At 69.3% G+C, this 24,203-nt stretch carries 27 protein-coding genes and 1 pseudogene; 26 read left to right on the top strand and 2 right to left on the bottom strand.

The genetic code is table 11. The features are described from left to right. Window positions 1-33: 33 nt before the first annotated feature. From J4O73_RS02395 to J4O73_RS02385, 3 genes and pseudogenes are all read left to right on the top strand, one after another. Complete coding sequence (locus J4O73_RS02395; RefSeq protein ID WP_426214295.1) at window positions 34-2,217, top strand: hypothetical protein; 2,184 nt, start codon at window positions 34-36, stop codon at window positions 2,215-2,217. Window positions 2,218-2,226: 9 nt separating this feature from the next. Continuing rightward, window positions 2,227-2,823, top strand: a complete 597-nt coding sequence (locus tag J4O73_RS02390; protein WP_426214294.1) for a hypothetical protein — start codon at window positions 2,227-2,229, stop codon at window positions 2,821-2,823. Between the two features lie 71 nt (window positions 2,824-2,894). Beyond that, window positions 2,895-2,996, top strand: a pseudogene (locus J4O73_RS02385) (phage major capsid protein); the annotation flags it as partial. A gap of 79 nt (window positions 2,997-3,075) precedes the next feature. On the opposite strand, the gene J4O73_RS02380 reads toward J4O73_RS02385, so the two are convergent. Together J4O73_RS02380 and J4O73_RS02375 are read right to left on the bottom strand one after the other, a co-directional pair. After that, entirely contained in the window at window positions 3,076-3,927 is an 852-nt protein-coding gene (locus J4O73_RS02380) for a S1 family peptidase (protein WP_426214293.1), read from the bottom strand. A gap of 168 nt (window positions 3,928-4,095) precedes the next feature. Continuing rightward, entirely contained in the window at window positions 4,096-4,818 is a 723-nt protein-coding gene (locus J4O73_RS02375; RefSeq protein ID WP_426214292.1) for a S1 family peptidase, read from the bottom strand. 26 nt (window positions 4,819-4,844) lie between these two features. Here J4O73_RS02375 and J4O73_RS02370 point away from each other — a divergent pair, with 26 nt between their 5' ends. From J4O73_RS02370 to J4O73_RS02260, 23 genes are all read left to right on the top strand, one after another. Continuing rightward, window positions 4,845-5,408 (top strand): head-tail connector protein, encoded by a 564-nt coding sequence (locus tag J4O73_RS02370; RefSeq protein WP_426214291.1) that lies wholly within the window; start codon window positions 4,845-4,847, stop codon window positions 5,406-5,408. Between the two features lie 24 nt (window positions 5,409-5,432). Then, complete coding sequence (locus J4O73_RS02365) at window positions 5,433-5,786, top strand: head-tail adaptor protein (RefSeq protein ID WP_426214290.1); 354 nt, start codon at window positions 5,433-5,435, stop codon at window positions 5,784-5,786. Continuing rightward, entirely contained in the window at window positions 5,783-6,199 is a 417-nt protein-coding gene (gp17, locus tag J4O73_RS02360) for a tail completion protein gp17 (RefSeq protein ID WP_426214289.1), read from the top strand. The genes J4O73_RS02365 and gp17 overlap by 4 nt, the downstream gene beginning before the upstream one ends. A gap of 13 nt (window positions 6,200-6,212) precedes the next feature. After that, on the top strand, window positions 6,213-6,623 hold the full coding sequence (locus J4O73_RS02355) for a phage major tail protein, TP901-1 family (protein ID WP_426214288.1): 411 nt from the start codon (window positions 6,213-6,215) through the stop codon (window positions 6,621-6,623). Window positions 6,624-6,637: 14 nt separating this feature from the next. Then, a complete protein-coding gene (locus J4O73_RS02350; RefSeq protein WP_426214287.1) occupies window positions 6,638-6,994 on the top strand; it encodes a gene transfer agent family protein in 357 nt (118 codons plus the stop codon). Continuing rightward, a complete protein-coding gene (locus J4O73_RS02345; protein WP_426214878.1) occupies window positions 6,991-7,209 on the top strand; it encodes a phage tail assembly chaperone in 219 nt (72 codons plus the stop codon). Before J4O73_RS02350 ends, J4O73_RS02345 begins: the two co-directional genes overlap by 4 nt. Then, on the top strand, window positions 7,206-7,787 hold the full coding sequence (locus tag J4O73_RS02340) for a phage tail tape measure protein (RefSeq protein ID WP_426214286.1): 582 nt from the start codon (window positions 7,206-7,208) through the stop codon (window positions 7,785-7,787). Before J4O73_RS02345 ends, J4O73_RS02340 begins: the two co-directional genes overlap by 4 nt. Window positions 7,788-7,800: 13 nt before the next feature. Beyond that, window positions 7,801-8,436: a phage distal tail protein, Rcc01695 family gene (locus J4O73_RS02335; protein WP_426214285.1), complete on the top strand. Its 636-nt coding sequence runs from the start codon at window positions 7,801-7,803 to the stop codon at window positions 8,434-8,436. Then, window positions 8,433-9,308, top strand: a complete 876-nt coding sequence (locus J4O73_RS02330; protein WP_426214284.1) for a DUF2163 domain-containing protein — start codon at window positions 8,433-8,435, stop codon at window positions 9,306-9,308. The genes J4O73_RS02335 and J4O73_RS02330 overlap by 4 nt, the downstream gene beginning before the upstream one ends. Further along, window positions 9,305-9,763 (top strand): peptidase P60, encoded by a 459-nt coding sequence (locus tag J4O73_RS02325; RefSeq protein WP_426214283.1) that lies wholly within the window; start codon window positions 9,305-9,307, stop codon window positions 9,761-9,763. Before J4O73_RS02330 ends, J4O73_RS02325 begins: the two co-directional genes overlap by 4 nt. Window positions 9,764-9,780: 17 nt before the next feature. Beyond that, window positions 9,781-13,686 carry a baseplate multidomain protein megatron gene (locus J4O73_RS02320; RefSeq protein WP_426214282.1) on the top strand — a complete coding sequence of 1,302 codons (3,906 nt, stop codon included), beginning with the start codon at window positions 9,781-9,783 and terminating at the stop codon, window positions 13,684-13,686. Window positions 13,687-13,703: 17 nt separating this feature from the next. After that, a complete protein-coding gene (locus J4O73_RS02315; protein ID WP_426214281.1) occupies window positions 13,704-15,170 on the top strand; it encodes a DUF2793 domain-containing protein in 1,467 nt (488 codons plus the stop codon). 48 nt (window positions 15,171-15,218) lie between these two features. Next, window positions 15,219-15,737 carry a phage tail tip lysozyme gene (locus J4O73_RS02310; RefSeq protein ID WP_426214280.1) on the top strand — a complete coding sequence of 173 codons (519 nt, stop codon included), beginning with the start codon at window positions 15,219-15,221 and terminating at the stop codon, window positions 15,735-15,737. Continuing rightward, the gene (locus tag J4O73_RS02305; RefSeq protein WP_426214279.1) at window positions 15,734-16,234 is read left to right on the top strand and encodes a hypothetical protein; all 501 of its coding nucleotides are present in this window, start codon (window positions 15,734-15,736) and stop codon (window positions 16,232-16,234) included. The genes J4O73_RS02310 and J4O73_RS02305 overlap by 4 nt, the downstream gene beginning before the upstream one ends. Window positions 16,235-16,262: 28 nt before the next feature. Next, window positions 16,263-16,592 (top strand): hypothetical protein, encoded by a 330-nt coding sequence (locus J4O73_RS02300; RefSeq protein WP_426214278.1) that lies wholly within the window; start codon window positions 16,263-16,265, stop codon window positions 16,590-16,592. Continuing rightward, the gene (locus tag J4O73_RS02295; RefSeq protein ID WP_426214277.1) at window positions 16,592-16,801 is read left to right on the top strand and encodes a hypothetical protein; all 210 of its coding nucleotides are present in this window, start codon (window positions 16,592-16,594) and stop codon (window positions 16,799-16,801) included. The genes J4O73_RS02300 and J4O73_RS02295 overlap by 1 nt, the downstream gene beginning before the upstream one ends. Window positions 16,802-16,889: 88 nt before the next feature. Further along, window positions 16,890-17,261: a PepSY domain-containing protein gene (locus tag J4O73_RS02290; protein ID WP_426214276.1), complete on the top strand. Its 372-nt coding sequence runs from the start codon at window positions 16,890-16,892 to the stop codon at window positions 17,259-17,261. Between the two features lie 42 nt (window positions 17,262-17,303). Next, window positions 17,304-17,981, top strand: coding sequence for a response regulator transcription factor (locus J4O73_RS02285; protein ID WP_378968539.1), 678 nt, complete (start codon window positions 17,304-17,306; stop codon window positions 17,979-17,981). A gap of 85 nt (window positions 17,982-18,066) precedes the next feature. Further along, on the top strand, window positions 18,067-19,485 hold the full coding sequence (locus J4O73_RS02280) for a sensor histidine kinase (protein ID WP_426214275.1): 1,419 nt from the start codon (window positions 18,067-18,069) through the stop codon (window positions 19,483-19,485). A 144-nt stretch (window positions 19,486-19,629) separates the two neighbouring features. Further along, entirely contained in the window at window positions 19,630-21,114 is a 1,485-nt protein-coding gene (gene ccmI / locus J4O73_RS02275; protein ID WP_426214274.1) for a c-type cytochrome biogenesis protein CcmI, read from the top strand. A gap of 105 nt (window positions 21,115-21,219) precedes the next feature. Further along, complete coding sequence (gene ccmE, locus J4O73_RS02270) at window positions 21,220-21,732, top strand: cytochrome c maturation protein CcmE (protein ID WP_426214273.1); 513 nt, start codon at window positions 21,220-21,222, stop codon at window positions 21,730-21,732. Between the two features lie 7 nt (window positions 21,733-21,739). Further along, window positions 21,740-23,743, top strand: a complete 2,004-nt coding sequence (locus J4O73_RS02265; RefSeq protein ID WP_426214876.1) for a heme lyase CcmF/NrfE family subunit — start codon at window positions 21,740-21,742, stop codon at window positions 23,741-23,743. Continuing rightward, window positions 23,740-24,201, top strand: coding sequence for a cytochrome c-type biogenesis protein (locus J4O73_RS02260; protein ID WP_426214272.1), 462 nt, complete (start codon window positions 23,740-23,742; stop codon window positions 24,199-24,201). The genes J4O73_RS02265 and J4O73_RS02260 overlap by 4 nt, the downstream gene beginning before the upstream one ends. The last annotated feature ends 2 nt before the right edge of the window (window positions 24,202-24,203 follow it).

The following is a 24,203-nucleotide window of genomic DNA, read 5'->3' as shown; positions in this document are numbered from 1 at the left end:
CGGAGCCTCCAACAATAAGAAAAGTGGTGATGAATGGCAGACCTAACTAACTCCAGTTGGAGTGAAGCCGACAGCAGCAATACCCAGCCCAGCCCCAACGGCTTCCCCAGTGGCATTCTGCCCAGTCAGGTTGGTGGTGTGGTTCGCGCTCTCATGGGAGCGGTGAAACGCTCGTTTGATCGAAGCAACGTCATGGTGAGCAGCACGGGCAGCGCCAACGCTTACGTGCTCACGTATTCTCAGCCGCCCGAAGGCTATGTGACCGGCGAAATCTACCGCTTCTTTGCCAACTTCACCAACACAGCCGCGCCTACGCTCAACATCAACGGCCTTGGTACTCGACCTCTGTTGCGCGCTGATGGCAGCGCAATGGCAGCGAACGAGATCGTGCAGGGTCAGGTTGTTAGCGTGGTGGTATCGGGCAACAACTTCCTGCACCAGCCCGTGGGCACGCGCTACTTCACCGACGACGTTAGCATCCAAAAGGCCAGCGATAGCGTGCTGGCCCTGGAAGACACCAGCGCACCCGCAACCTCGTTCCGTCAGAAGAAGATTTACAGCACCAAGAACGCTGGTGGAGGCAATGACTGGCTGTTCCGTCAGGTGCGTCCCAGCGATGGTGCTAGCCAGGACTTCACTCTCAGTGGCAGTGCTCCCGGTACCATTTGGACAACCGGCAATTTCAATCCCGCGCTCAAGGCTGATCTAGCTGGCGCTGCATTCTCGGGTGCTGTTAGCGCGCCTATCCTCAACATGGTCGGCACTCTCACTCTCGCTGGCACCGGCACGAACCAGTTCCAGGCAGGCAACGGTGATGCTGCCACGTATGCCACCCACAACGTGCGCATGCTGCTGTGGAATGGCCTTGGCCTGAGCACTTACGATGGCTCGATCAACGGCTTTTACGATGCCCGTGCAGGTCGATGGGACACCAAGGCTGCGCCGCGCGTGAACGGTACTGACGTCTGGCATCCCGGTAACTTCAACCCTGGCACCAAAGCCGATCTCAACGCGGTTGTGAACTTCGGCGGTGTTGGCCTCAATGCCGGTGGCAGTAACACCTACGTTTACACCGACACCGGCTCCAACAACTTCGTGGTACGCACTGGTGCGCCCGGCGCTTATCGCTACAGCAGCATTGATCCAGCCGGTAATTTCACGGCAGCGGCAGGTGGCATCTTTAATGGTGATTTGAGCACCAGCGGTCGCTTCATCGTGGGTCGCGGTCAGCCTTCTTCGCAGATCATCATGACCGACAGCGACGAGGGCGATCGTTCGCTGCACAACAACAGCGGATGGATTGGCTTCCTCGGCAGCGATGGAGCATGGAAGGCTCGCGTGAATGATGCCGGTCAGTTCTGGACATCCCAGTTGGGCGACCTGAACAGCCGTATCGAAAACCGTGCCAGCGACTTTGCCATTGCTCGCTCAAACGAGCGCGTTGCCAAGACTGGCGACACGATGTCTGGCGGCCTCTACATCGACATGAACTACCCGTTCGTTCAGTTGACGAACCGGGACGGGGGCGGCTTCGCCTATATGGACTTCTGCCACGTCCCTTATGGGCACGGCGATTTCACTTGGCGCCTCAAGCACAGCCCGAGCGATAACCGCTTCAACATCGAGTACGTGAACGGCGCTAAGGTCACGATTGGTACGAGCGGCGAGGTTTGGACCGCACAAATTGGCGACCTGAACACCCGCATCGAGGACCGGGCGGCTGCATGGTCGCGAAACGCCGTGCAGAAGACCGGCGACACGATGAGTGGCGACCTCGTCATCTCCAAGGAATACCCGAACGTCACGTTCCTCTGGGGCGGTAGGCTTCGTTCGGCCTGGCAGCTACGCGAGGACAACCGCCTCTACTACATCAACCTCGATAATGGCGACGCCTATATGTCCATCGGGACGGACGGGTCTGTCTGGACGAAGCAGATTGGCGACATCAACGGGCGTATTGAACAGCGCTGCGCGGACTTCGCCAACGACCGACTGAACACTGCAACCAACCGCATCAACAACAAGAGTGCCCGACTGGCATACGTGGGCGAACTCAACTGCGGCAACTACGGAACCAACATGGCTGAGCCCTGGGGCGGCGGTGTGATCACCGGCCTACAGAGCAACAACGGTAGCGGGTACGCCACCGGCGGTCGCGGTCGCCAATTGCAGATGAGCGACAGCAACGGCAACTGGTATGCCTGCGGTTATGTTTGAGGTATTTGAATGAGCGATTACACCAGCATTGAAATTCTAGGTGATTTCGATTTTTACACCCCTGATACAAGGCCCGAACTTGCTCCCGGCGATGCGCTGTTCATGCAGCGCACCTCGGATGGCTTGGACTGGTACGAGAATTGGGCGCACAAAGCGGATGCCTTCGACGCTAACGACGTGCTGGCTACGGTGCTGTCCGACGACAGGGGCGCTGTAATCCAGTGCGTGCTTCGCGCCACCCTCGTGCAGCAGATGCCCGTGGGCAAGGAGCGCATCATCGTGATCCGGGGAGTAGACCCAACCATCGACAAGCCCCACCGCCTGTTTGAGCAGAAGGGCTTCGATGAGACCACGCTCAACATCGTGGACCTGCCCGCGCCGGTCGTGCCGGTGATCACCTACAAGAAGGACATCTGGGTACGGGCCACAGATGCGGAAGCTGACACCATCGAGCAGGTGCTAGCGCAGCAGACCACGCGCAAGCAGAATATTTTCCGCGACGCTACCTATCTCGACCACGCAGAGCCGCTATTCGCAGAACTCATGGCTGGCTTTGTGGTGGCTTTTGGGGAGGTACGCGCTGGTCAACTCCTCGCTGGCTCCTAAAGTGCACTCATGCACAGTCGCAGGCCCCGAGCATGCGGGGTGCGCTAAACCGACGCACCCCCTGAGTTGTTAGTGCCAAACCAAACAGGACTTACGTGCTGTTCTACACCACGAAGCGCGTCGGCGGCGGGGTGCAGGACTTCGAGGCGATCAAGCTCTTGAAGTTCGCCTGATTGCTCGAGTGCTTGCCGCCGAAGTGGAAGCCGGTTCGGCGAAAGCAAGCACGGCTCTCAGCGTCACGGCCGGTGCGTCTCAGCGCCGGCCGGGGCGGGCCATCCAGTCGCCGCGGTGACGGCGGGGCATCTCGGTGCCGGGCTGGACCTGCGCTAGCTCGGCCGACCGCGAGGCGATCCAGCCCGCATGCTCGGCCACGGGCGTCACGGCGGTGAAGCCGCCGCAGGCGGTGCGCCGGGCGCCCTGCTGGATGGCGCCGCTCGACCAACTCACCACCCCGGCGATCCGATAAGCGCCCGGTCCGCCGGTCAGGATCGGCCCACCGGAATCCCCGAGGCAGGCGCCCGCGCCCGCCGTCTCGGCGAGGCGACGGCGATCCGTCACCACGGTGACGCGGTTGGCGACCTGAAGGGAGCCGATGGAGACGAGGGCCGCCTGACGCAGCACCCGCGCGCTGCCGCGACGATTCTCGGCCACCACACCGTAGCCAGCGATCTCCACCGTGTCGCCCGTGCCGATGGACCCGGCGCTGCGCGGATCGAGGGGGAGATAGTCGGCCCCGAGGGGTTGGGAGAGCTTGAGGAGCGCGAGGTCGACCCCCGGCTGGTCCTCCGGCGTCGTGCCGGGCACGAAATCGGGATGCATCGTCGCGGCGATGACGTTGACGCGGTGCTGCCGGAAGGCGCGATCGACGCTGACCACGCGGTAGCCCGCCGGGCGCATGACGCAATGGGCGGCGGTGAGGACGAGGTCCGGGCCAATGAGCGTGCCGGAGCAGATCTCGCCATCCGTGCTCTCGACGCGCACCACGAAGGTGCGGGTGCCGTTCGGATCACGGGCGACCTCGCCCTGGATCACGGCCTGCGCGGCGGGCATGGCTCCGAACAGGCCGGCGAAGGCCGTCAAACCGGCGGCGAGACGGAGGCTCATCCTGCGCGGTCCGGTCGTGCGGGGCAAACGGGCAGGCATCGGGGACTCCGGATATGGCCAAGGTGACGCAACGCGAACCGAGCCCAGACGACGGTAGACCGGACAAACCGGTCGGCCAAGCTCAAGTTCCGCAATACTCAATGAATCGACCGATTGCTTCTGGACATCTCAGGGCTGCCAATGGGCCGAGACGTTCCAAGTACTTAATGTCCTATCGATCCAGTCCCGGTGCGGGGCGACACGCACCGCCTGGGTCAGGCCGCCGCAGCTCCCGCCGATCCAGGCCGTGATCGCGAGGACCGCGCCGTCCGCACCCGCCACGGGCCCGCCGGAATCCCCCTGGCAGGCCCCAGCCCCCCGGGCGCCCTGCATCCAGACCAACAGCTTGCTCGGGCCGTAGGGCTCGACCACCGGGATTGCCACGCTGCGGAAGGTGCCGGTCGAGCGCGGATCGCCGGGCTTCGACGCTCCATAGCCCGAGAGGGTCAAGGTCTCGCCCGTCCGCGCCTCGCCTGCGCCGAGATCGGCCGGGGCGAAGCGGGCGGGGAGGGGCTCGGACGGGCGCAGCAGCGCGAGGTCGACCGAGCGACGCCGCTTGGCGACGGCGCCCGCATCGTAGCCCGGATGGATCGCGCGCGCCGCCACCTCGACGAGGACGGGCGATCCGTCCGTGCCGCGGTAATGCACCCGCAGGGCATGGGGCCCGGCGGCGCAATGGCCTGCCGTGAGAACCGCATCGGGCGCCAGCACCACGGCGCTGCACACGCCGCCCGCCGAGTTCAACACCATCACCGCGCTCTGCGGCGGAGCCTCGGTCCCGCCCACGATGGCCGCCGCCGGAAAGGCGGGCAGCATCAGGCAGAAGGCGAGCACGGCTCTGGGCAACGGCATCGAACGTCCTGAAGGAGACCCGCGCGATGACCCCGATACGCGCCGCGACGATCCCCGTCGAGCCGGTGACCGTGATGGAATTGCGGTTGTACCTGCGTCTCGATCCCGAAGACGGCGGGGTCGAGGACGCCCTGCTCGCCAGGCTCATTTCGGCCGCGCGGGTGAGCCTCGAGACCGAGGCGCGCCGGGTGCTCGTCCCGGGGCGCTTCCGCATCGCCCTGGCCCGGTGGCCCGCCGAGGGCTGGCTGCCCCTGCCGCTGAGCCCCCTCGTCGGCCTCGTCCGCGCCGGGCTCGCGGCCTCTGACGGGACGATCACCGAACTTCCTGCAGGCCTCGTCACCATCGGGCCGGACCCTTTGGAGGCGCCCGGCCTGTCCTTCACCGGCAACCTGCCCGATCCCGGCCTGGCGACGATCGTGATCGAGGTCGCCGCCGGGTTTGGCGGGGATGGCCCCCCGATCCCCGAGGATCTGCGGCTCGCCGTGTTGCGGCTGGCCGCCGCCCGCTACGAACACCGGGGCGACGAGGCCGACAGGCCCCCCGATGACGCCCGCCGCCTCGCCGCGCCCTCGCGCCGCCTGCGTCTCTGACTTTCCACCCGACAGGAGCCCGCCATGGCATCCTTTGACCGACGCCCGCCTCTCGGGGCGCGGCGGCGCCGGTTCGTGCTCGAACGGCCGGTGGAGGAGCCGGACGGGTTCGGCGGCGTGCTCCGCCGCTTCGTGCCCGGCCCCGTCCTCTGGGGCGCGATCACGACCCTCGGCGCTGTCCAGCGCCCGCGCGGGGGGCGGACCGACAGCCTCGTCACCCATCGCATCACCCTGCGAGCCCGCACCGGCCTGTCGCCCTCCATGCGCCTCAGCGCCGGGACGCGCCGCTTCTCGATCCGCAGCGTCGCCGATCCCGACGAATGCGGGCGCGACATCGTCTGCGACGTCGAGGAATTGCCGCCGGAGGTCTCCGCATGAGCGATCCGAGTCCCCTTCTGGCCTTCCGCGCGGGCGTGCTCACCCGCTTCGCCGCCGACGCGGCCTTGAAGGCCCTGCTCGGCGGGTCGGTCCGGCTCTACGACGAGCCCCCGCGTGGGGCCGTGCCGGTCTACGCGCTGTTTGGCGAATCCGAGGTTCGGGACGACTCCGTGGATGGAGCCGGGCGTCATCGCCACCGGCACGAGGTGGCGGTGATCGCCAAGCCGGGCTCCGTGCGCACGGCCCTCGACGCCGCCGCGCGCATGGCCGCGCTGCTCTCGACCCCGGACATGCCGCTCCAGGGCTGCCGTCTCGTGACCCTGCGGGTGAGTGCTCTGAAGGCAAACCGCGATGAACGCACGGGCGAGGCCCGCGCCACCCTGACGGCCGAGGCCGTCACCGAGACGATCTGACGAGGAGGATGAGATGGGCGCGCAGGCAGGCAAGGACCTGTTGATCCGGGCAAGTGATGGGGCGGGCGGCTACGTCGCGGTGGCGGGTCTACGGACCCGGCAATTCACGCTCAACGCCGAGGCGGTGGATGTGACCAATGCCGATTCCGCCGGGCGCTGGCGGGAACTGCTCGCCGGGGCGGGGGTCCGCCGTGCCTCGGTCTCGGGCTCCGGCGTGTTCCGTGATCAGGCGTCGGACATCCGTCTGCGGCAGATGTTCTTCGATGGGCAGATTGCCGCCTTCCAGATCGTCGTCCCCGCCTTCGGCACGATGGAGGGGCCATTCCAGATCGCGAGCCTCGACTATCGCGGCGACCATGCGAGCGAGGTCACGTTCGACATGACCCTCGAATCCGCAGGCGCGATCGCCTTCACCGCAGCCTGAGCGAGGGGCGATCCATGGCCAATCGCAGACGCGGAGAGATACCGCTCGCCCTGGGCGGACGCCGTTACACCCTCTGCCTCACCCTCGGAGCGCTGGCCGAGCTGGAGGAGGCCCTCCGGGCCGAAGACTTGGCTGGTCTCGCCGGGCGCCTCGCCTCCGGCCGACCCCGGACCGGCGATCTCATCGCCCTTCTCGGCGCGGCCCTTCGCGGCGGCGGCCATGACCTTCCGGACGAGGAGGTCCGCCGCCTGCCCCTCGCGGGTGATCTCGGCGCGGTCATCGCCGCCCTCGGCGAGGTTCTGGAAGCCGCGTTCGGCGCGAGTCAGCCGGAAAACCCTTCGCTGCCGCGGGGGGAGGAGAGCGAGGCCTGAGCCCCGCCCCCTCGCGGCCCTTTCCCTGGGACGAGGCTTTGGCCTTCGCCCTCGGGCGCCTCTTCTGGCGACCCGCCGATTTCTGGGCCGCCACACCCCGTGAATTCGCCGCCGCCCTGCCTCTCCCCGGCGGCAATGCCCCCCTGAGCCGCGCCGCCTTCGAGGGTCTGCTCGCGGCCCATCCCGATCCGTCCCCCGCAGGGAACACGCCATGAGCGACCAGACCGATGCCGACCGTCAAACCGCGACACGCATCGCGCAGCTCGGGACCCTGAATCGCCTGTCCGAGGATTTCGGCCGCAGCCTGACCAATGCACTCGCTCGCAGCGCCACTTCCGGTCGAAGCCTCGATGGCGTGCTCGGCACGATCGGGGCACGGCTCGCCACCCTTGCCGCCAAGGCGGCCAGCGGCCCGCTGCGATCCGGCTTCGAAAGCCTGTTCAAATCCCTGACGGAAACCGACACGGAAGAAGCCACACCTGCCTTCGCCCGGGGCGGCGTGTTCCGGAGCGGGCGGGTCACGCCCTTCGCGACGGGCGGGGTCGTGGCGGCGCCGACCTATTTCCCGATGGCGGGTGGCGCCGGGCTCATGGGCGAGGCGGGTCCCGAGGCAATCATGCCGCTGGCCCGGGGGCCGGATGGGAAACTCGGCGTCGCGGCGGCGGCCTCACCCCGGCCGGTCTCGATCAATGTGACCATCGCGACGCCCGACCCCAGTGCCTTCCGCCGATCCGAAGCGCAGGTCGCTGCCACGCTCGCGCGGGCGGTGGCTCGCGGCCAGCGCGGCCTCTGACCGGGAGGGCGCCATGGCCGACGACTTCCACGAAGTGCTGTTCCCCCTCGACGTGGCGCTGCGCGGCAGCGGCGGTCCGCAGAGGTTGACGGAGATCGTCAGCCTGGCCTCGGGGCGCGAGCACCGCAACGGACGCTGGGCCCATTCCCGCCGCCGCTACGATGCCGGCTTCGGCATCCGCAGCCTCGACGCGCTCCACGCGGTGATCGCCTTCTTCGAAGAGCGGCGCGGACGCCTCTACGGTTTCCGCTACCGCGACAGGGTCGATTTCCGCTCCGGCCCGCCGGGCCAGGCACCCGGCCCCTTCGACCAGACCATCGGGACAGGCGACGGGACAAGCGTCGCATTCTCCCTCGCCAAGACCTATGGCGGCGCCTTCGCGCCCTATCACCGGGCCATCGCCAAGCCGGTGGCGGGGAGCGTGCGCGTGGCCGTGGCGGGCGTGGAGCTCCCGGCCTCCGCCTTCGCCTGCGATGCCACGACAGGCCTCGTCACCCTCGCCAAGGCCCCCGCCGCAAACGCCACGGTGACGGCGGGCTTCGCCTTCGACGTGCCCGTCCGCTTCGACACCGATGACCTCACCGTCGATCTTGCCGCCTTCACGGCGGGGGAGATCCCGAAGGTGCCGCTCGTGGAGATCGTGCCGTGAGAGATCTGCCCGCTGCCTTCACTGCGCATGTCGCGGGTGGCGTCACCACGCTGTGCCGGTGCTGGTCGCTCCGCCGCCGCGACGGCACCGCCCTCGGCTTCACCGACCATGATCGCGATCTGACCCTGGCCGGGCTTGTCCATGCTGCCCGGACGGGGCTCGAGGCCGCCGAGGCGAGCGCGGAAGCGGGCTTCGCCGTCTCCGGCGGCGACGTGGCGGGAGCGCTCTCCTCCCTCGGCCTGACGGAGGCCGACATCGCAGGCGGCCTCTATGATGGAGCGAGCGTCGAGACGTGGCTCGTGGACTGGACGAACCCCGAAACGCGCCTTCTCCTCGATATCGGCACGATCGGCGAAATCCGCCGCGAAGGTGATGCCTTCGTCGCCGAGTTGCGGGGAGTCGCCGCGCGGCTCGATGCCGAGGTCGGGCGGAGCTATCGGGCGACCTGTTGCGCCCATCTGGGCGATGCAAGCTGCCGGGTCGACCTGTCCCCCTGGCGGGCCGAGGGCCGTGTCCTCGCCCTACCCGAGCCCGCGACCTTGGGCGTCGCCCTCGACGGCAACCATGCGGAGGGGCTGTTCACCGGCGGGCGCCTCGTCTGGACCGGCGGCGCCAATGCGGGTCACTCCGCCGATCTGCGGCTGCAGGCGGGCGACTTGGTGGAATTGTGGGAGCCGCCCCCGCGCGCCGTGGCTGTCGGCGACACGTTCACCCTCACGGCGGGTTGCGACAAACGCCTCGCCACCTGCCGAGACCGCTTCGCCAATGCCGTCAACTTCCAGGGCTTCCCGCACATGCCCGGCAACGACGCGCTGCTGCACGGCGTGCCCGGCTCGGAGCCCGTCCTCGATGGCGGGAGCTACTTCCGATGAGCGCCGACGAGACCGGGATGGAGGCGGTGATGCGGGCGCGCCTCTGGCTCTGTACGCCCTATCGCCATCAGGCGTCGCTCCGGGGCGTCGGCTGCGATTGCCTCGGCCTGCTGCGTGGGGTCTGGCGCGATCTGTACGGGTCCGAGCCTGAGCGCCCGCCGCCCTACAGCGCCACCTGGGCGGAATCCGCGCCGCCGGGCAACGATCCGTTCATCGAGGCCGCCACCCGCCATCTCCTGCCGGTGGACGAGCCCTTGGGCGGCTATGCGCTCCGGCCCGGCGACGTCCTGCTCTTCGCCTTCCGCGCGCACCTGCCCGCCCGCCACTGCGCCATCGCCTCCGGCCCCGACGCGATGATCCACGCCCATGACCGGGCGGAGGTGACGGAGGTCGCCCTCACCCCCTGGTGGCGGCGCCATCTCGCGGGGGCCTTCCGCTTTCCGCCGCGCCCCTGACCCGAACGGAGCCCGCCATGGCGACCCTGGTCCTCTCCACCGTCGGCAACGCCCTCGGTTCCGCGATCGGGGGCCCCATCGGCGGCGGGCTCGGCCGTGCCGCCGGGTCGGCGCTCGGGTCGGTGATCGACGGCGCCCTGTTCGGTTCCGGCCGCAAGACGAAGTTCGTGGAGGGGCCGCGCCTCACCGACGTCTCGGGCCTGACCTCGACCGAGGGTGATCCGATCCCGCGCGTCTATGGGCGGGCGCGGATCGGCGGAAGCCTGATCTGGGCGACACGACCCCTGGAGGTCGCCAATACGACCGTCGAGCGGGCGGCAGCGCCATCGAAGGGCGCCAGCGGCCAGCGCACGGTGCGTACCGCCTATGCCTACTTCGCCAACCTCGCCGTGGGCCTGTGCGAAGGCGAGATCGCCTTCGTTCGACGGATCTGGGCGGACGGGGCCGAAATCGATCTGACCCGCGTCACGTGGCGCCTGCACACCGGCACGACGGATCAGGCGGCCGACCCGCTGATCGTCGCCAAGGAAGGGGCACAGAACACCCCGGCCTATCGCGGCCTCGCCTACGTCGTGTTCGAGGGCCTGCCGCTCGCCGAATACGGCAACCGCATCCCGCAATTCTCCTTCGAAGTGGTGCGGCCGGTGAACGGGCTGTGCCGCCTGATCCGTGCCGTCGATCTCATTCCCGGCGCGGGCGAATTCGTCCTCGATCCCGCTCCCGTGACCGTCGATCTCGGTTGCGGCCGCACCCAGAGCGCGAACCGCCATCAGCAGGCACGTGCGAGCGACGTGCTCGCCTCCCTCGACGCGCTTCAGGCCCTGTGCCCGAACCTGCGCCGGGTCGCCGTGGTGGTGGCGTGGTTCGGGGACGATCTGCGCGCGGGCCATTGCCGGGTCGCACCGAAGGTCGAGACCGGCACCAAGACGACGACGGGCGACGTATGGAGCGTCGCGGGGCTCACCCGCGCGGCGGTGGGCAGCGTGTCCCGCCTGGCCGACGGCGTCACCCCGGCCTATGGCGGCACGCCGTCCGATGCCGGGCTCGGGCGCCTCGTCGCCGAACTGTCGGCGCGTGGGCTCGACGTGGTCATCTATCCCTTCGTGATGATGGACGTGCCGCCGGGCAACGCCCTGCCGGATCCCCGCAATCCGGGCGCGTCCCAGCCGGCCTATCCCTGGCGCGGGCGCATCACCTGTGATCCTGCCCCCGGCGTGACCGGCAGCCCCGACGGCACCGCCGCCGCCGAGGCGCAGGTCGCGGCCTTCTTCGCCGGAGGCTACCGCGCCCTCGTCCTGCATTACGCGGACCTCGTGGCCGGATGGGTCGCGTCCGGATGCCGGGTGGCCGGGCTGCTCATCGGTAGCGAACTCGTCGGGTTGACGCGGGTGCGCGGCGCCTCGGGCTATCCGGCGGTGGCGGCGCTGCGAACCCTCGCCGCCGAGGTGCGCGCCAAGGCCGGGGCGAGCGTACCCCTGGTCTATGCGGCCGACTGGACCGAATACGGCGCCCATGTCCGCGACGGCGGAGCGACGATCCACTTCCCCCTCGACGACCTGTTCGCTGATCCGAACATCGCCGCGGTGGGCATCGACTGGTATCCGCCCTTCACCGATTGGCGCGATACCCCCGCCCATGCCGACCTCGCGCTCGCAGGCGACATCCATGACCGCGCCTCTCTGAAGGCCGCCGGGGCTTCGGGTGAAGCCTTTGACTGGTTCTATCCGGATGGAGCCGCCCGCGCCGCCCAGAACAGGGTACCGATCACGGACGGCGCCTATGGCAAGGCGTGGATCTTCCGGCCGAAGGATCTCGTCGGCTGGTGGTCCAACCGCCATGTCGAGCGCGAGGGTGGCGTCGAGACCCGCGCCACCGCGTGGGTGCCGGGGGGCAAGCCGATCTGGCTGACGGAACTCGGCGTCCCGGCCGTCGACAAGGGCACGAACGGCCCCAACGTCTTCCCCGATCCGAAATCCTCCGAGAATGCCTTCCCGCCCGAATCGAGCGGCCTGCGCGAGGACCTGATCCAGCTGCGTGGCGTCGAAGCGGTGCTTTCCCGGTTCGACCCCGTCGCGCCGGGCTTCTCGGCCTCCGACAATCCGGTCTCCACGGTCTATGGCGGGCGGATGGTCGATCCGGCCTGCTTGTTCGTCTGGTGCTGGGACGCGCGACCCTTCCCCGTCTTCTCGGACATGACGTCGACCTGGGCGGATGCGCCGCAATGGCGGCTCGGGCACTGGATCACCGGCCGGATCGAGGGCTGCGACCTCGATCTGCTGATCCAGCGCATCCTCACCGAACTCGGCTTCGACGCCTCCGTCGCGGTCCAGGCGGCGGCCTATCTCGACGGCTACGTCATCGACCGGCCGCTCACGGCACGCGGTGCCCTGGAACCTCTCGCACAGGTCTATGGCCTGGATGTCTCCGCGAATGGCGGCACCCTGAAGCTGCGGGGGCCGCGCCACGATCCACCTCTCGTCCTCGCGGAGGCGGATCTCGTCCGGGTCTCCGAGGAGGCGGCGACCCTGCGCCGGGTGCGGGCCGAGGAGAGCGCGCTGCCGCTGAGCGTGTCCATCGCGGTCACGGAGTCCGACAGCCTCGATTACCGCCGGGCCAACGCCGCCGCATCGCGCCCGGTCGGCGGACGACGGGGGCAGACGCGGATCGAGACCGCCATCGTCACCCGCCGCGAGGTCGGGGATGGGCTCGCCGAGGACTGGCTCGACCGGGTCATCGCCGCCCGCGACAACGCGGTTCTCACCCTCAGCCCCCGGCGGCAGGAGGTGGAGCCCGGCGATTGCCTCGCCTTGCCATCGGACGGGCCGGACCCGGCGATGGTGGTGCGGGTCGAGCGGATCGATGACAGCCCCGCCGGACGGCGGATCGAGGCGAGCCGCGTGCCGCCCCGTATGGGCCCGGTCCGCCTGGTTCCGCGCAGCCCCGCAGCCCCGAAGGCCTCGGCGGTGCCTGCCCCGGGCGCGCCCTTTCCCGTCGCCCTGAACCTTCCGGCGGATTGGGGCACGCCCACCGGTCTCCAATACCTCGCCGTCGGCGCCGAGCCCTGGCCGGGTCCGCTGATCGTCTGGCGCGCGGAGGCCGGCGGTGCCTTCGCCGTCCAGGGCAGCGTCGAATTTCCCGCCTGCCTCGGGTTCACCCTGTCGGAGTTGCCGCCCGGCCCGGTCTGGCGCCGTGACAGGGGCGCGAGTCTCGCCGTCATGCTGCGGCGGGCCGGGTCGCTCGCCTCGGTCTCCCTTCGGGCCATGCTGGCAGGGGGCAACCTCTTCGCCATCCTGGCGCCGGACGGCACGGTCGAAATCCTGTCGGCCATGGGCGCCGAGGCGACGGGGGCCGACACGTTCCGCCTCTCCGGGCTGCTGCGCGGGCTCGCGGGAAGCGAGGCGGGAGCGGCGAGGGGCGCACCTGCCGGGAGCCTGATCGTGCGGCTCGACGACGGGGCCGTGACGCCCCTGGTTGATCGCCTCGACGAGGCGGGCCGGGCCTTCCGCTACCGGATCGGGGCGGCGGGCCTCGATCCCGCCGATCCGGCCATGGCCTCCCTCGACGCCACCGCCGGGCTCGGCGCGCTTAAGCCGCTCAGGCCGGTGCAGTTGCGGGCGCGGCGGGTGAAGGGCGATGTCCGCCTGAGCTGGATCCGCCAGGCGCGCCGCTCTGCTGATGCCTGGGAGCCGGTGGACATCCCACTCGACGAGCCTTCGGAAAGCTACCTCGTCACGCTGTTCGCGAGCGGCCGGGCGGTGCGATCGATGGCGGCCGACGCCCCTGCGCTGATCTATGCGGCCGACACGGAGAGGGCCGATTTCGGCGGCCCGCAGCGCGCCCTCGACGTGGCGGTCGCCCAGGTCGGCGCGACGGCGGGCCCCGGCCCGGCCACCCGCGCCCTCATCCCCATTCGCAGCGCCTGATCCCGGAGGTTCATGCCATGTCCGACGTCACGACCCATCTCGGCTTGCCGCTGCTGGCGGCGGGGCAGGCTCAGAAGCACGTGACCCATAACGAAGCCTTGGCGCTGCTCGACGGCCTCGTGCAACTCGCCTGCCTCGATAAGGATCTCGGCGCACCTCCGGCGAGCCCGGCCGAGGGCGACCGCTACCTCGTCACCGCCTCCTCTCCCACAGGCGCCTGCCTGGGGCTCTCGGGGCAGGTGGTCCGGTTCACGGACGGCGTCTGGGTCGGTGCCGTGCCCGCTGCGGGCTGGATCGCCTACATCGCCGACGAGAAGCGCGCCTACGTCTTCGACGGGCAGGCCTGGGCGCCGCTGACCTCCTCCGGTGCCTCGGACCGGCTCGGCATCAACACGCAGGCCGACGCCACGAACCGGCTGGCCCTGAAATCCGATGCCGCCCTGTTCTCTTGGGACGATGTCACGCCCGGCTCGGGCGACGCGCGTTTTACCGTCAACAAGAAGCTGGCGAGCCGGGATGCGGGCTTCGTCTTTCAGACCGGTTGGTCGAGCCGCGCCCTGTTCGGAACCCTCGGTGGCGACGATTTCGTGCTGAAGACGTCATCCGACGGCTCGGCCTTCGTCACAGCCCTGACCGCTGCGGCGGCGACGGGCATCATCTCCTTCGCGAAAAGCCCGGTCGCCCCGACCCCCGCCTCTACGGACAGTTCGACCCAGCTCGCGACGACGGCCTATGTCCAGCGGGCCCTGGCGCCGTCGCGGGTGGCCATCTCGGATGCCGACTACACCGTCCAGGCGACCGACCGGATCGTTGCGATCACGAAGCTCACGGCGTCCCGGACGCTCACCCTGCCATCCGCCTCGACGTTTCCTTTGGGCACGAACCTCACGTTCCTGGACGAGACCGGCGCCTGCTCGCCCTCGCAGACGCTCAGCCTTCACCCCGCGTCGAGCGAGACGATCAACGGCATGCCGGGGCTGACGCTCGACACGCCCTACGCGTTCCTTTCCCTGCAAAGCGACGGCGTCAGCCGCTGGACGGTCGCGGGCCGGAAGCCGACGGCGAACCGCAGCACCTTTACTTCGGTCGCCTATCCCGGCCCGAAACAGGTGCTGGACAATGGGTTCCACCGAATCGCGATGCCGAACATCTTGTCCGATGATGGGCAGAACTGGGACTCTACCAACAACTGGTATGTCTGCCCACGCACCGGGATCTATCAGATCGACGCCAATCTCCGCCTTGTCGACCGCACCGCTTCCGGCACCCAATACGGTCTTGGCGTCTATACCGACGAAGCCGACGGTCCCTGGTTCCTCTGGCATTTTACCGGAACGGGCAGCGCCATTCGCTCGACCTTCGCCTATAGCCGGATGACCGTCCAGAACGCGGGTGATCGTCTACGGCTGTACTCTTACACGGAACCAACGGCCTCCGCAGATTCGGCCGCCCTCCAGATCTGCCTGATCTCCGAGGCCGTCTAGTCCGGCCGAAGACCTCTTCCGAACCTGTCCCGAACTCCGGAGCGTGCCATGGTGCGACCTCCTTCTCCCGGCGTGTCCGCCATCGATCCCTTCACCGCCCGTTGCGCGCGGTTGGGGCCTGTCTTGATGCGCGACCTCGCCCTCACCGATGTCCAGGCGGCGGGGCTGCTTGGCAATCTAGGCCATGAGACCGGAGGCTTCCGCGACCTCCAGGAGATCGCGCCTCTGAAGCGCGGCTCCCGTGGCGGCTGGGGTCTCGCTCAGTGGACCGGCCCACGCCGGGTCGCGATGGAGCGATGGAGCCAAGCACACGGCCTCGACCCCGCCTCCGATGCCGCCAACGAAGGCTACCTCGTCGCGGAGTTGCGCGGACCGGAAGCCGACGCGCTAGCGGCCCTGAGGCGCAGCATGACCCTGGCGCAGGCGACCGAGACGGTCTGCCGCCTGTTCGAGCGCCCCGGCATTCCCGCCCTGCCGCGCCGCCTCGTCTGGGCGCGCCGGGCGCTCGCGGCGATCCGTGGGTGCCCCGTCCAATCCCTTTCCACACCGCCAAGGAGACGCCGATGACACGTGTTTCGCTGATCCTCGCCCTGCTCTGCACGACCGTTCCCGCCTTCGCCACCGGGACGGAGCCGGCCGCTGCGATCCCCTGGGGCGAATGGCTGAGCGTGCTCTTCTCCACCGTGACCTCGGCGCTCGTGCCCATTGCGGCGGCGGCGGCCACGGCCGGCATCGCCCGCGCCGCCCCCTGGGCCGCGTCCATCCTCACCCGCGAGCGGGTCGAGGCGGCGATCCGCGCGGGCGCCGATTACGGCCAGAACGCCGTGTCCGGTGCCGTGCGCGGTCACAGGGTCGGCGTCGACGTCGCCCCGGCAGTGGTCGCGGAGGGCACGAAGCACGTCCTCGCCACCGCCCCTGCCCGCGTCGTGCGTGGCGCGGGCGGTCCTGAGGGCGTGGCGGCGCGGATCTTCGGTGCGCTGCTCCTCGACGAGCGGGCCAGCAAGGAGACGGTCCTCGAGCCCGCCCTGCGGCTGCTCGCGGCCGAACCGCCCCACCGGGGGTAAGGCGGGGGCGGGGGCACGGAGGAGCGCGATGGGTATCGAGTCTTCCGAGCCCCCCGACCCGGACGAGGGCGATGCGGCGCAGGGCCTTCACCCTCGCCCCATCCGCCTTCCGCCGCATTGGAACCGCTGGTTCGCGCGTCAGGACGAGCGACGCCTCGCCCTTCTCGATGAGATCGTGGACGAACGCATCGAGCGGCAGGTGCTGAGCAACCTCCTGCGGCGCCTCAAGCACGTCGTCGTCGTGGCCTTCCTCGGCGCGGCGGCTGTGGCGCACTGGTTCTCGGATCAAGCGGCCTGGATCGCTGAGCGTCTGCCGGTGCTCCGGTCCCTTTGGACGATCCTCAAGGGAGAAAGCTGATGCCCTTCAAGGCCGATCGAATCCTCACGCGGCTATGGCTCACCCTCGCGGCGCCACTCGTCCTGGTGGGCAGCCTTCATCTTGGCGCAGAACTCGGGCTGAAGCTCCATCCCCAGACAAAGAGGGAACCGGAGGCGGGTTCGCTCGTCATGGTGTGCAGCGCACGATCATCCCATGAGAAGTTTTGCCGCCTCACGCCCGAGAACTGAGCCACGACCGGCGGATCCTCGCCGCATCGGCCGGGACGGCACCCGTATTCAGGGCCTATTCAGTGCCTTGGGAACAAAGCTCAGCCCAATGCGCTACGCCATCGCCCTCTCTGCCATCTGCCTGACCATCGCGGCCTTCGCCGTGGGCGGGATCGGCTCCATGGCCGAGGATGCCCCGGCGACGCAGACCGCTCAGGCAGCCCTCGCACCTTCCCCCCGGATCGAGACCTGCCTCTCTCCGGCCGACATGCGCGAGGAGGTCGGCGAGCGCCGGGTGATCGAGCCCATCGCCGCCATCCGCGCCGCGCGCACGGTCATCCCCCGCGCCGAGATCCAACGGGCCAGCCTGTGCCGGATCGAGGACGGCCTCGTCTACATGCTGACGGCCTTGCGCCGGGACGGGCACTTCGTGCACGTCATCGTGGATGCGCGAACCGGTAAGGTCGCGGGTCAATACTGACGGCGCGCCGCTCAAAGCGTGCCGACCGGAATGGAGTGAGACGTGCGACTGCTCGTCGTCGAGGATGACAAGGACATCAACCGGCAGGTCGTCGCCGCGCTGGAAGAGGCGGGCTACGTCGCCGACAAGGCCTATGACGGCGAGGAGGGCGGCTATCTCGGCGAGAGCGAGCCCTACGACGCCATCATCCTCGACATGGGCTTGCCCAAGGCGGACGGCGTCACCGTTCTGCAGAAGTGGCGCCGCGCGGGGGTCAAGACCCCCGTCATCATCCTCACCGCTCGCGACCGCTGGTCCGACAAGGTCGACGGCTTCGATGCCGGGGCGGACGATTACGTCACCAAGCCGTTCCACATGGAAGAGCTGATGGCCCGCGTGCGCGCCCTGCTGCGCCGCGCGGCAGGCCATGCCTCCAGCCAGATCACCTGCGGCCCCGTCACCCTCGACACCCGTTCGGGCAAGGTCTTCGTGGACGGCGCTCAGGTGAAGCTGACGAGCCACGAATACCGGCTGCTGTCGTATTTGATGCATCATACCGGCCGGGTCGTCTCCCGCGCCGAACTGACCGAGCACCTCTACGATCAGGATTTCGATCGCGATTCGAATACGATCGAGGTCTTCGTCGGGCGCCTGCGCAAGAAGCTCGCGGTCGATCTCATCCAGACGGTGCGCGGCCTCGGCTACCTCGTGGATCCGAACCACCCGGCGGCCAGAGTGTGATGGACGTAGCCCGGTTGCCGGGGCGGGGTGAGGTGGTCTACGACGCCGCCGCTCCGGTGTGAGCGATCCCGGAACCGGCGCGCCGATGCACCGCCTCTTCGACCTTCTGGCCCTGCGGCGGCGCTCCATCGCTGTTCGCCTCGCCGTCTCGGCCTTCCTGTCGAGTTCGGCGATTCTGCTGATCGCCGCCTGGATTCTCACGACCCTCTATCGCGAGAACACCGAGCGCGCCTTCGACAGCCGCCTCCTCGTCTTCACCAACAACCTCGCCACCGACCTCGTCACCCCGAACGACCCCGAGAGCCGCACCTTCTCGCTGGGCGATCCGCGCTTCGACCTACCCCTGTCCGGCTGGTACTGGCAGGTGGGCAAGCCCGATGCGAAGCCGCGTGACATCCGCACCTCGCGCTCTCTCGTCGGCGTGTCGCTGCCACCCGCGACCGACGCGGATGGGAAGGTCGGCGTCGGCCAGATCCGTCAGGGCTACGGCAAGGGACAGGACGGGCGACTCCTGCGCATCATGGAGCGCGACGTCGATCTCGGCGAAGAGGGCCGTTACACGGTGCGCGTCGCCGGGCCTGCCGACGAGATCGTCAACGACGTCGATCGTTTTCGCAACGCCCTCTACATGACCTTCGCCCTGCTCGGGGCGTCGCTGGCGATCACGACGCTGCTGCAGATCCGATTCGGCCTCGCGCCCCTCAAGAAGATGCGCGCGGCGCTGGGCGCCATCCGCCAGGGCGAAGCCGACCGCATCACCGGGACTTATCCCCGTGACATCGCGCCGCTCACCGGCGAGGTGAACCTGTTGATCGAGACGAACCGGGAAATCCTGGAGCGCGCCCGCACCCAGGTCGGCAACCTCGCCCATGCGTTGAAGACTCCGCTTTCGATCATCGTGAACGAGGTCGGCTCGTCCGACGCGCCGGAGGATCTGGCGCAGAAGATCCGCGAGCAGGCGGCGGTGATGCGCGATCAGGTGAACTACCACCTCGACCGGGCGCGGGCGGCGGCGCTGGCGGGGACCCTCGGCACATCGACGGAGATCGAGCCGGCGCTGGCGGGCCTCGTGCGCACATTCGGCAAGATCTACCGCGACAAGGACATCGCCTACGACGTCCACGTGCCGCCCGGCCTGCGCTTCCGGGGCGAGCGGCAGGATTTCGAGGAGATGGTCGGCAACCTCGTCGACAACGCGTCGAAATGGGCCCACGGCCGCGTCTCGATCCGGTCGGAGGTGATCGCGAGGGAGGGTTATCACCATCTCGTCGTGACCATCGAGGATGACGGGCCGGGCCTCCCCCCCGATGCGCGGCAGGCCGTGCTCGGACGGGGGCGGCGGCTCGATGAATCGAAGCCGGGCTCGGGGCTCGGCCTCTCCATCGTCGCGGATCTCGCGGCCCTGTATCGCGGGCGTTTCAGCCTCGATCAGGCGACGCTCGGCGGCTTGCGGGCAGTGCTCGAAGTGCCGGGGGATGCTCCGGCCGGGGTGGCCGGGCATTGAGCGGGGGCCTCGTCAGAGGCTTACGGCAAGGGTTGTCAGCGGCGCTCACATGAGTGACACCGTACCGCTCGTCCGAGGCATGACGTCAGGTCGGAGCCGCCACCATATGAAGACCGGACCCATCCGGTTCGTACGCGGGATCTGATGACGGCGATCTGGTTCATCCTGGCGGGCATGACTGCCGCGGCTGTGTTTTGCCTGTTGTGGCCGATGTCGCGCCGCGTTGCGGACACGCGCCGCGAGGAGCCCGAGGCGCTCGTCGCGACGGAAACCGCATTCTACGAGGATCAGCTCTCCGAGATCGCCCGCGACGTGGAGCGCGGCCTGATGGCGCCAGAGGAGGCCGAGGCCGCCCGTGCCGAGGCCGCCCGCCGCCTGCTCCGGGCGAGCCGAGAGGTCGGGCCGGCCGAGGATGCGCCGACGCTCGCGGAGCCGCGTCTGCGCCGCCGCCGCGCGGCCTCCGCCTTCGCCCTGTCGACCATCCCCCTCGTCGCCCTGATCGCCTACGGCCTCTACGGCTCGCCGGAACTGCCCGCGCAGACGGAGGCCGACCGGGTTGCCGCACGGGGCGGCAACGACGAATTGACCAAGGCGGTCGGCCAGATCGAGGCCCGCCTCGCCCGGGACCCGAACGACGCCCGTGGCTGGCAGGTGTTGGCGCCCGTCTACATGCGCACGGGCCGCTTCGATGACGCCGCCCGCGCCTATGGACAGATCGCCCGGCTCAAGGGCGACTCACCCGAGACCCTGGCCGATTGGGGCGAGGCCCTGACCGCCGCCGGTGACGGCAGCGTCTCCCCACAGGCGAAGGACCTGTTCGAGCGGGCGCTCGCCAAGGACCCCAAGGCGGCCAAGGCACGGTTCTACGTCGCCCGTGCCGCCGAGCAGGCGGGCGATACCGGCGAAGCCATCCGCCAACTCACCACCCTCGAATCCGTGAGCGCGCCCGATGCCCCGTGGCTTGGAGCCGTCCGGTCGACCCTCGCCCGGCTGAAGGGCGAGCCCGCTCCCCCACCCGCGCAGGGACAGGCGCCCCGGACCATTCCCGCCGAGCAACAGGCCGCCATCCGCGGTATGGTCGATGGGCTCGATGCTCGCCTGAAGGACGGGGGCGGCACGCCGGACGAGTGGATCCGGCTGATCCGCTCCCGTAGCGTGCTCGGCGAGCGGGACCAAGCCCAGGCAGCTCTGGTGCGGGCGCGCACGGCGCTCGACGGCAACCGTCAGGGTCTGTCGGAAGTCGAAGCGGCGGCGACGGAGCTCGGCCTCGGCCAGGCGCAGGCTGCGAAGCCACAAGCCGCGACCCCCCAGGCCGCATCGCCGGAGGCTCGCGCCGACACCGAGGCCGCCATGGCGGCCGTGCGCGCCATGCCCCCGGCCGAGCGGGATGCCGCCGTGCGGGGCATGGTCGAAGCCCTCGACCGGCGCCTTGGCGCAAAGGGCGGCAGTCCCGACGAGTGGATGCGGCTGGTGCGTTCCTACAGCGTGCTGGGCGAGCGCGAGCAAGCCGAAAGAGCCCTCGACCGGGCCCGCATGGCGCTCGCTGCCAACGGCGAGGCCTTGGCGCGACTCGACGGCCTCGCTCGTGATCTGGGCCTTTTGGGCCCTGACGCCAAAGGTCGCCCCTGAGGGGCCTGACGCCCTCCCGCCCTTGACCGGGCGGCCGTCGCGTCCGACACCCTCTGGTCACTGTTGGAAATCCGGCATCGACCGGATGTGGGGGAACGATCCGTCGTGACGCGCAAGAAGCGCCGCCTCGTCCTGATCCTCTCCTGCGGCAGCGTTCTCGCGCTGGCCGTAGGGCTGATCCTGTTCGCGATGAGCGGCTCCATCGTCTTCTTCAAGTCGCCCTCGGATATCGAGGCGCAGGCGATACCCGTGGGCACGCGCCTGCGGCTGGGCGGCCTCGTTCAGGACGGTTCGCTGAAGCGCGGGCCGGACCAGACGATCGATTTCGCCGTCACCGACCACGGCGCCACCATCGCCGTGCAGTACAAGGGCCTTCTGCCCGATCTGTTCCGAGAGGGGCAGGGCGTGGTGGCCGAAGGCGTGCTGGAACCGGGCCACCGGTTCCGCGCCGATACCGTGCTGGCCAAGCACGACGAATCCTACATGCCCCGCGAGGTCGCCGACGCCCTGAAGAAGCAGGGCCGCTGGCAGGAGGGGGGCGCCCAGGGCGCCGCCCCCGCCGCAGCTCCTTCGGCGGCCGCGAATGGCGGCACCCTCGGACCGCGCAGCGAACGGTGAGGCGGACGTGATCGTCGAGACCGGACATTTCGCACTCGCCCTGGCGCTCGCGCTGTCGCTCGTCCAGACGGCCATGCCGATCTGGGCGGCGCGGTCGAACGACCCGACTCTACGGCAGGCAACCTTTCAGGCGGCGCTCGGCTCGTTCGCCTGCGTGCTCTTCGCCTTCGCAGCCCTGACCTGGGCGCATGTGACGTCGGACTTCTCGGTCCAGAACGTGGTCGAGAATTCGCACACCCAGAAGCCGCTGATCTACAAGTTCTCCGGCGTGTGGGGGAACCACGAGGGCTCGATGCTCCTGTGGGTGCTCATCCTCACGCTGTTCGGGGCCTGTGTCGCCGCGGCGCGCAATTCCGTACCGCCGCGCCTGCGGGCCAATACCCTCGGGGTGCAGGGACTGATCACCTTCGTCTTCGTGCTGTTCATCATCACGACGTCGAACCCCTTCACCCGCGTCGTGCCCGCGCCGCTGGAGGGTCGCGACCTCAACCCGCTGCTGCAGGATCCCGGTCTCGCGATCCACCCGCCGTTGCTCTACCTCGGCTATGTCGGCTTCTCGATCTCCTTCGCCTTCGCGGTCGCCGCACTGATCGACGGGCGGATCGACGCCGTCTGGGCACGGGCCGTGCGGCCCTGGACGCTCTCGGCGTGGTGCTTCCTCACCCTCGGCATAGCAATGGGGTCCTACTGGGCCTATTACGAGCTGGGCTGGGGGGGCTGGTGGTTCTGGGATCCGGTCGAGAACGCCTCCCTGATGCCCTGGATCGCGGGCACGGCCCTGCTCCACTCCACCGTGGTGATGGAGAAGCGCGACGCCCTGAAGGTCTGGACGGTGCTGCTCGCCATCCTGACCTTCTCGCTCTCCCTCGTGGGCACCTTCATCGTTCGTTCGGGCGTGCTGACCTCGGTGCATTCCTTCGCCACCGATCCGACGCGCGGCGTGTTCATCCTCGCCATCCTCGTGCTGTTCATCGGCGGCTCGCTCACACTGTTCGCATGGCGAGCGCCGCTGCTACGCCAGGGCGGGCTGTTCGCGCCGATCTCGCGGGAGGGCTCGCTCGTCCTCAACAACCTGTTCCTCGTCGCCGCCTGCGCGACGGTGTTCGTGGGGACGCTCTATCCGCTGCTCTTGGAGATGCTGACCGGCGACAAGATCACGGTCGGACCGCCCTTCTTCAACGCGACCTTCATCCCCCTGGCGATCCCGCTGCTGCTGATTGTCCCGTTCGGTCAGGCGCTCGCCTGGAAGCGTGGGGACATGCTGGCGGCGTCGCAGCGCCTGTTCTTCGCCCTTGCCCTGGCTCTGGCGGTGGGTCTCGGCGTGCTCGCCATGAGCATCGGCGGGCCGATCATGGCGCCGGTCGGCATCGGGCTCGGTGCTTACCTGATCATCGGCTCCGCTTTGGAGATCATCGGCCGCGCCCGCGGCTACGGCGCCCGGCGGACCCGGGCTCCCTCCGAGATCGCCCGCCGGGCCATCGGCCTGCCGCGCTCGGCCTGGGGCACCGCGCTCGCTCATGCGGGCGTCGGCGTGGTGGTGATCGGCATCGCCGCCCAGGGCTGGGCGAGCGAGGGGCTGGCGAGCATCAACCCCGGCGGGACCCTCGCGGTCGGCCCCTATGAGGCGACCCTCGATCGGGTCGCTCCGCGCAAGGGCCCGAACTACGAGGAGGCGGGTGCCTTCCTCACCATCCGCGACAAGGCTGGGGACGAGATCGGCAAGGTCGAGACCGGCCGCCGGTTTTATCCGAGCCGCCAGATGACGGTGACGGAGTCGGGCCTTCTCACGGTCGGGGCAAGCCAGGTCTATGCCAGCCTCGGCGAGGTCGGGAAGGATGGCTCCATCGGCCTGCGTCTCTACTACAAGCCCCTGGTGCTGCTGATCTGGATCGGCGCCGTGGTGATGGCGCTGGGCGGCGGCCTGTCTCTCACCGACCGGCGGATGCGCGTCGGCGCCCCGGCCAAGGCGAAGGGCCGCGCGCTTCCCACGAGCGTGGTGCCTGCGGAATGAGCGCGAAGACGCGTTACGCGCTCATCGCCGCGCTTCTCCTCGCGCCTCTTCCGGCGGTAGCCGTCCAGCCGAGCGAGGTGATGAAGGACCCCGCCCTGGAGCATCGGGCGCGGGACATCTCCGAGGGGTTGCGCTGCCTCGTCTGCCAGAATCAGTCCATCGATGATTCGGACGCTCCCCTCGCGAAGGACCTGCGCCTGCTGGTGCGCGATCGTCTGGCGAAGGGCGATAGCGACGCGCAGGTGCGCGACTACGTGGTGGCGCGCTACGGCGAGTTCGTTCTGTTGCGTCCGGTATTCGCGCTTCACACGCTCATCCTGTGGCTGACCCCCGCCCTGGCCGTATTCCTCGGCCTGTTCGGGCTATGGCGCCTTTCGCGGCGTCGCTCCACGAATGCGGCACGTTCTCTCTCCCCGGCGGAGGAGGCGGAGGTCGCGGCGCTTCTGAGACGGGAGTAGGC

Source organism: Methylobacterium sp. NFXW15 (genome assembly GCF_049887755.1).
GTDB lineage: Bacteria > Pseudomonadota > Alphaproteobacteria > Rhizobiales > Beijerinckiaceae > Methylobacterium.
Note: the sequence above shows the minus strand (reverse complement) of the source record. Positions and strands in the feature narration are given on the sequence as shown.

Bases quoted from the DNA above. Each gene is read 5' to 3' on its own strand.
- J4O73_RS02395 (WP_426214295.1), top strand. From the start codon at position 34: ATGGCAGACCTAACTAACTCCAGTTGGAGTGAAGCCGACAGCAGCAAT.
- J4O73_RS02390 (WP_426214294.1), top strand. From the start codon at position 2,227: ATGAGCGATTACACCAGCATTGAAATTCTAGGTGATTTCGATTTTTAC.
- J4O73_RS02380 (WP_426214293.1), bottom strand. From the start codon at position 3,927: ATGAGCCTCCGTCTCGCCGCCGGTTTGACGGCCTTCGCCGGCCTGTTC.
- J4O73_RS02375 (WP_426214292.1), bottom strand. From the start codon at position 4,818: ATGCCGTTGCCCAGAGCCGTGCTCGCCTTCTGCCTGATGCTGCCCGCC.
- J4O73_RS02370 (WP_426214291.1), top strand. From the start codon at position 4,845: ATGACCCCGATACGCGCCGCGACGATCCCCGTCGAGCCGGTGACCGTG.
- J4O73_RS02365 (WP_426214290.1), top strand. From the start codon at position 5,433: ATGGCATCCTTTGACCGACGCCCGCCTCTCGGGGCGCGGCGGCGCCGG.
- gp17 (WP_426214289.1), top strand. From the start codon at position 5,783: ATGAGCGATCCGAGTCCCCTTCTGGCCTTCCGCGCGGGCGTGCTCACC.
- J4O73_RS02355 (WP_426214288.1), top strand. From the start codon at position 6,213: ATGGGCGCGCAGGCAGGCAAGGACCTGTTGATCCGGGCAAGTGATGGG.
- J4O73_RS02350 (WP_426214287.1), top strand. From the start codon at position 6,638: ATGGCCAATCGCAGACGCGGAGAGATACCGCTCGCCCTGGGCGGACGC.
- J4O73_RS02340 (WP_426214286.1), top strand. From the start codon at position 7,206: ATGAGCGACCAGACCGATGCCGACCGTCAAACCGCGACACGCATCGCG.
- J4O73_RS02335 (WP_426214285.1), top strand. From the start codon at position 7,801: ATGGCCGACGACTTCCACGAAGTGCTGTTCCCCCTCGACGTGGCGCTG.
- J4O73_RS02325 (WP_426214283.1), top strand. From the start codon at position 9,305: ATGAGCGCCGACGAGACCGGGATGGAGGCGGTGATGCGGGCGCGCCTC.
- J4O73_RS02320 (WP_426214282.1), top strand. From the start codon at position 9,781: ATGGCGACCCTGGTCCTCTCCACCGTCGGCAACGCCCTCGGTTCCGCG.
- J4O73_RS02315 (WP_426214281.1), top strand. From the start codon at position 13,704: ATGTCCGACGTCACGACCCATCTCGGCTTGCCGCTGCTGGCGGCGGGG.
- J4O73_RS02310 (WP_426214280.1), top strand. From the start codon at position 15,219: ATGGTGCGACCTCCTTCTCCCGGCGTGTCCGCCATCGATCCCTTCACC.
- J4O73_RS02305 (WP_426214279.1), top strand. From the start codon at position 15,734: ATGACACGTGTTTCGCTGATCCTCGCCCTGCTCTGCACGACCGTTCCC.
- J4O73_RS02300 (WP_426214278.1), top strand. From the start codon at position 16,263: ATGGGTATCGAGTCTTCCGAGCCCCCCGACCCGGACGAGGGCGATGCG.
- J4O73_RS02295 (WP_426214277.1), top strand. From the start codon at position 16,592: ATGCCCTTCAAGGCCGATCGAATCCTCACGCGGCTATGGCTCACCCTC.
- J4O73_RS02290 (WP_426214276.1), top strand. From the start codon at position 16,890: ATGCGCTACGCCATCGCCCTCTCTGCCATCTGCCTGACCATCGCGGCC.
- J4O73_RS02280 (WP_426214275.1), top strand. From the start codon at position 18,067: ATGCACCGCCTCTTCGACCTTCTGGCCCTGCGGCGGCGCTCCATCGCT.
- ccmI (WP_426214274.1), top strand. From the start codon at position 19,630: ATGACGGCGATCTGGTTCATCCTGGCGGGCATGACTGCCGCGGCTGTG.
- J4O73_RS02260 (WP_426214272.1), top strand. From the start codon at position 23,740: ATGAGCGCGAAGACGCGTTACGCGCTCATCGCCGCGCTTCTCCTCGCG.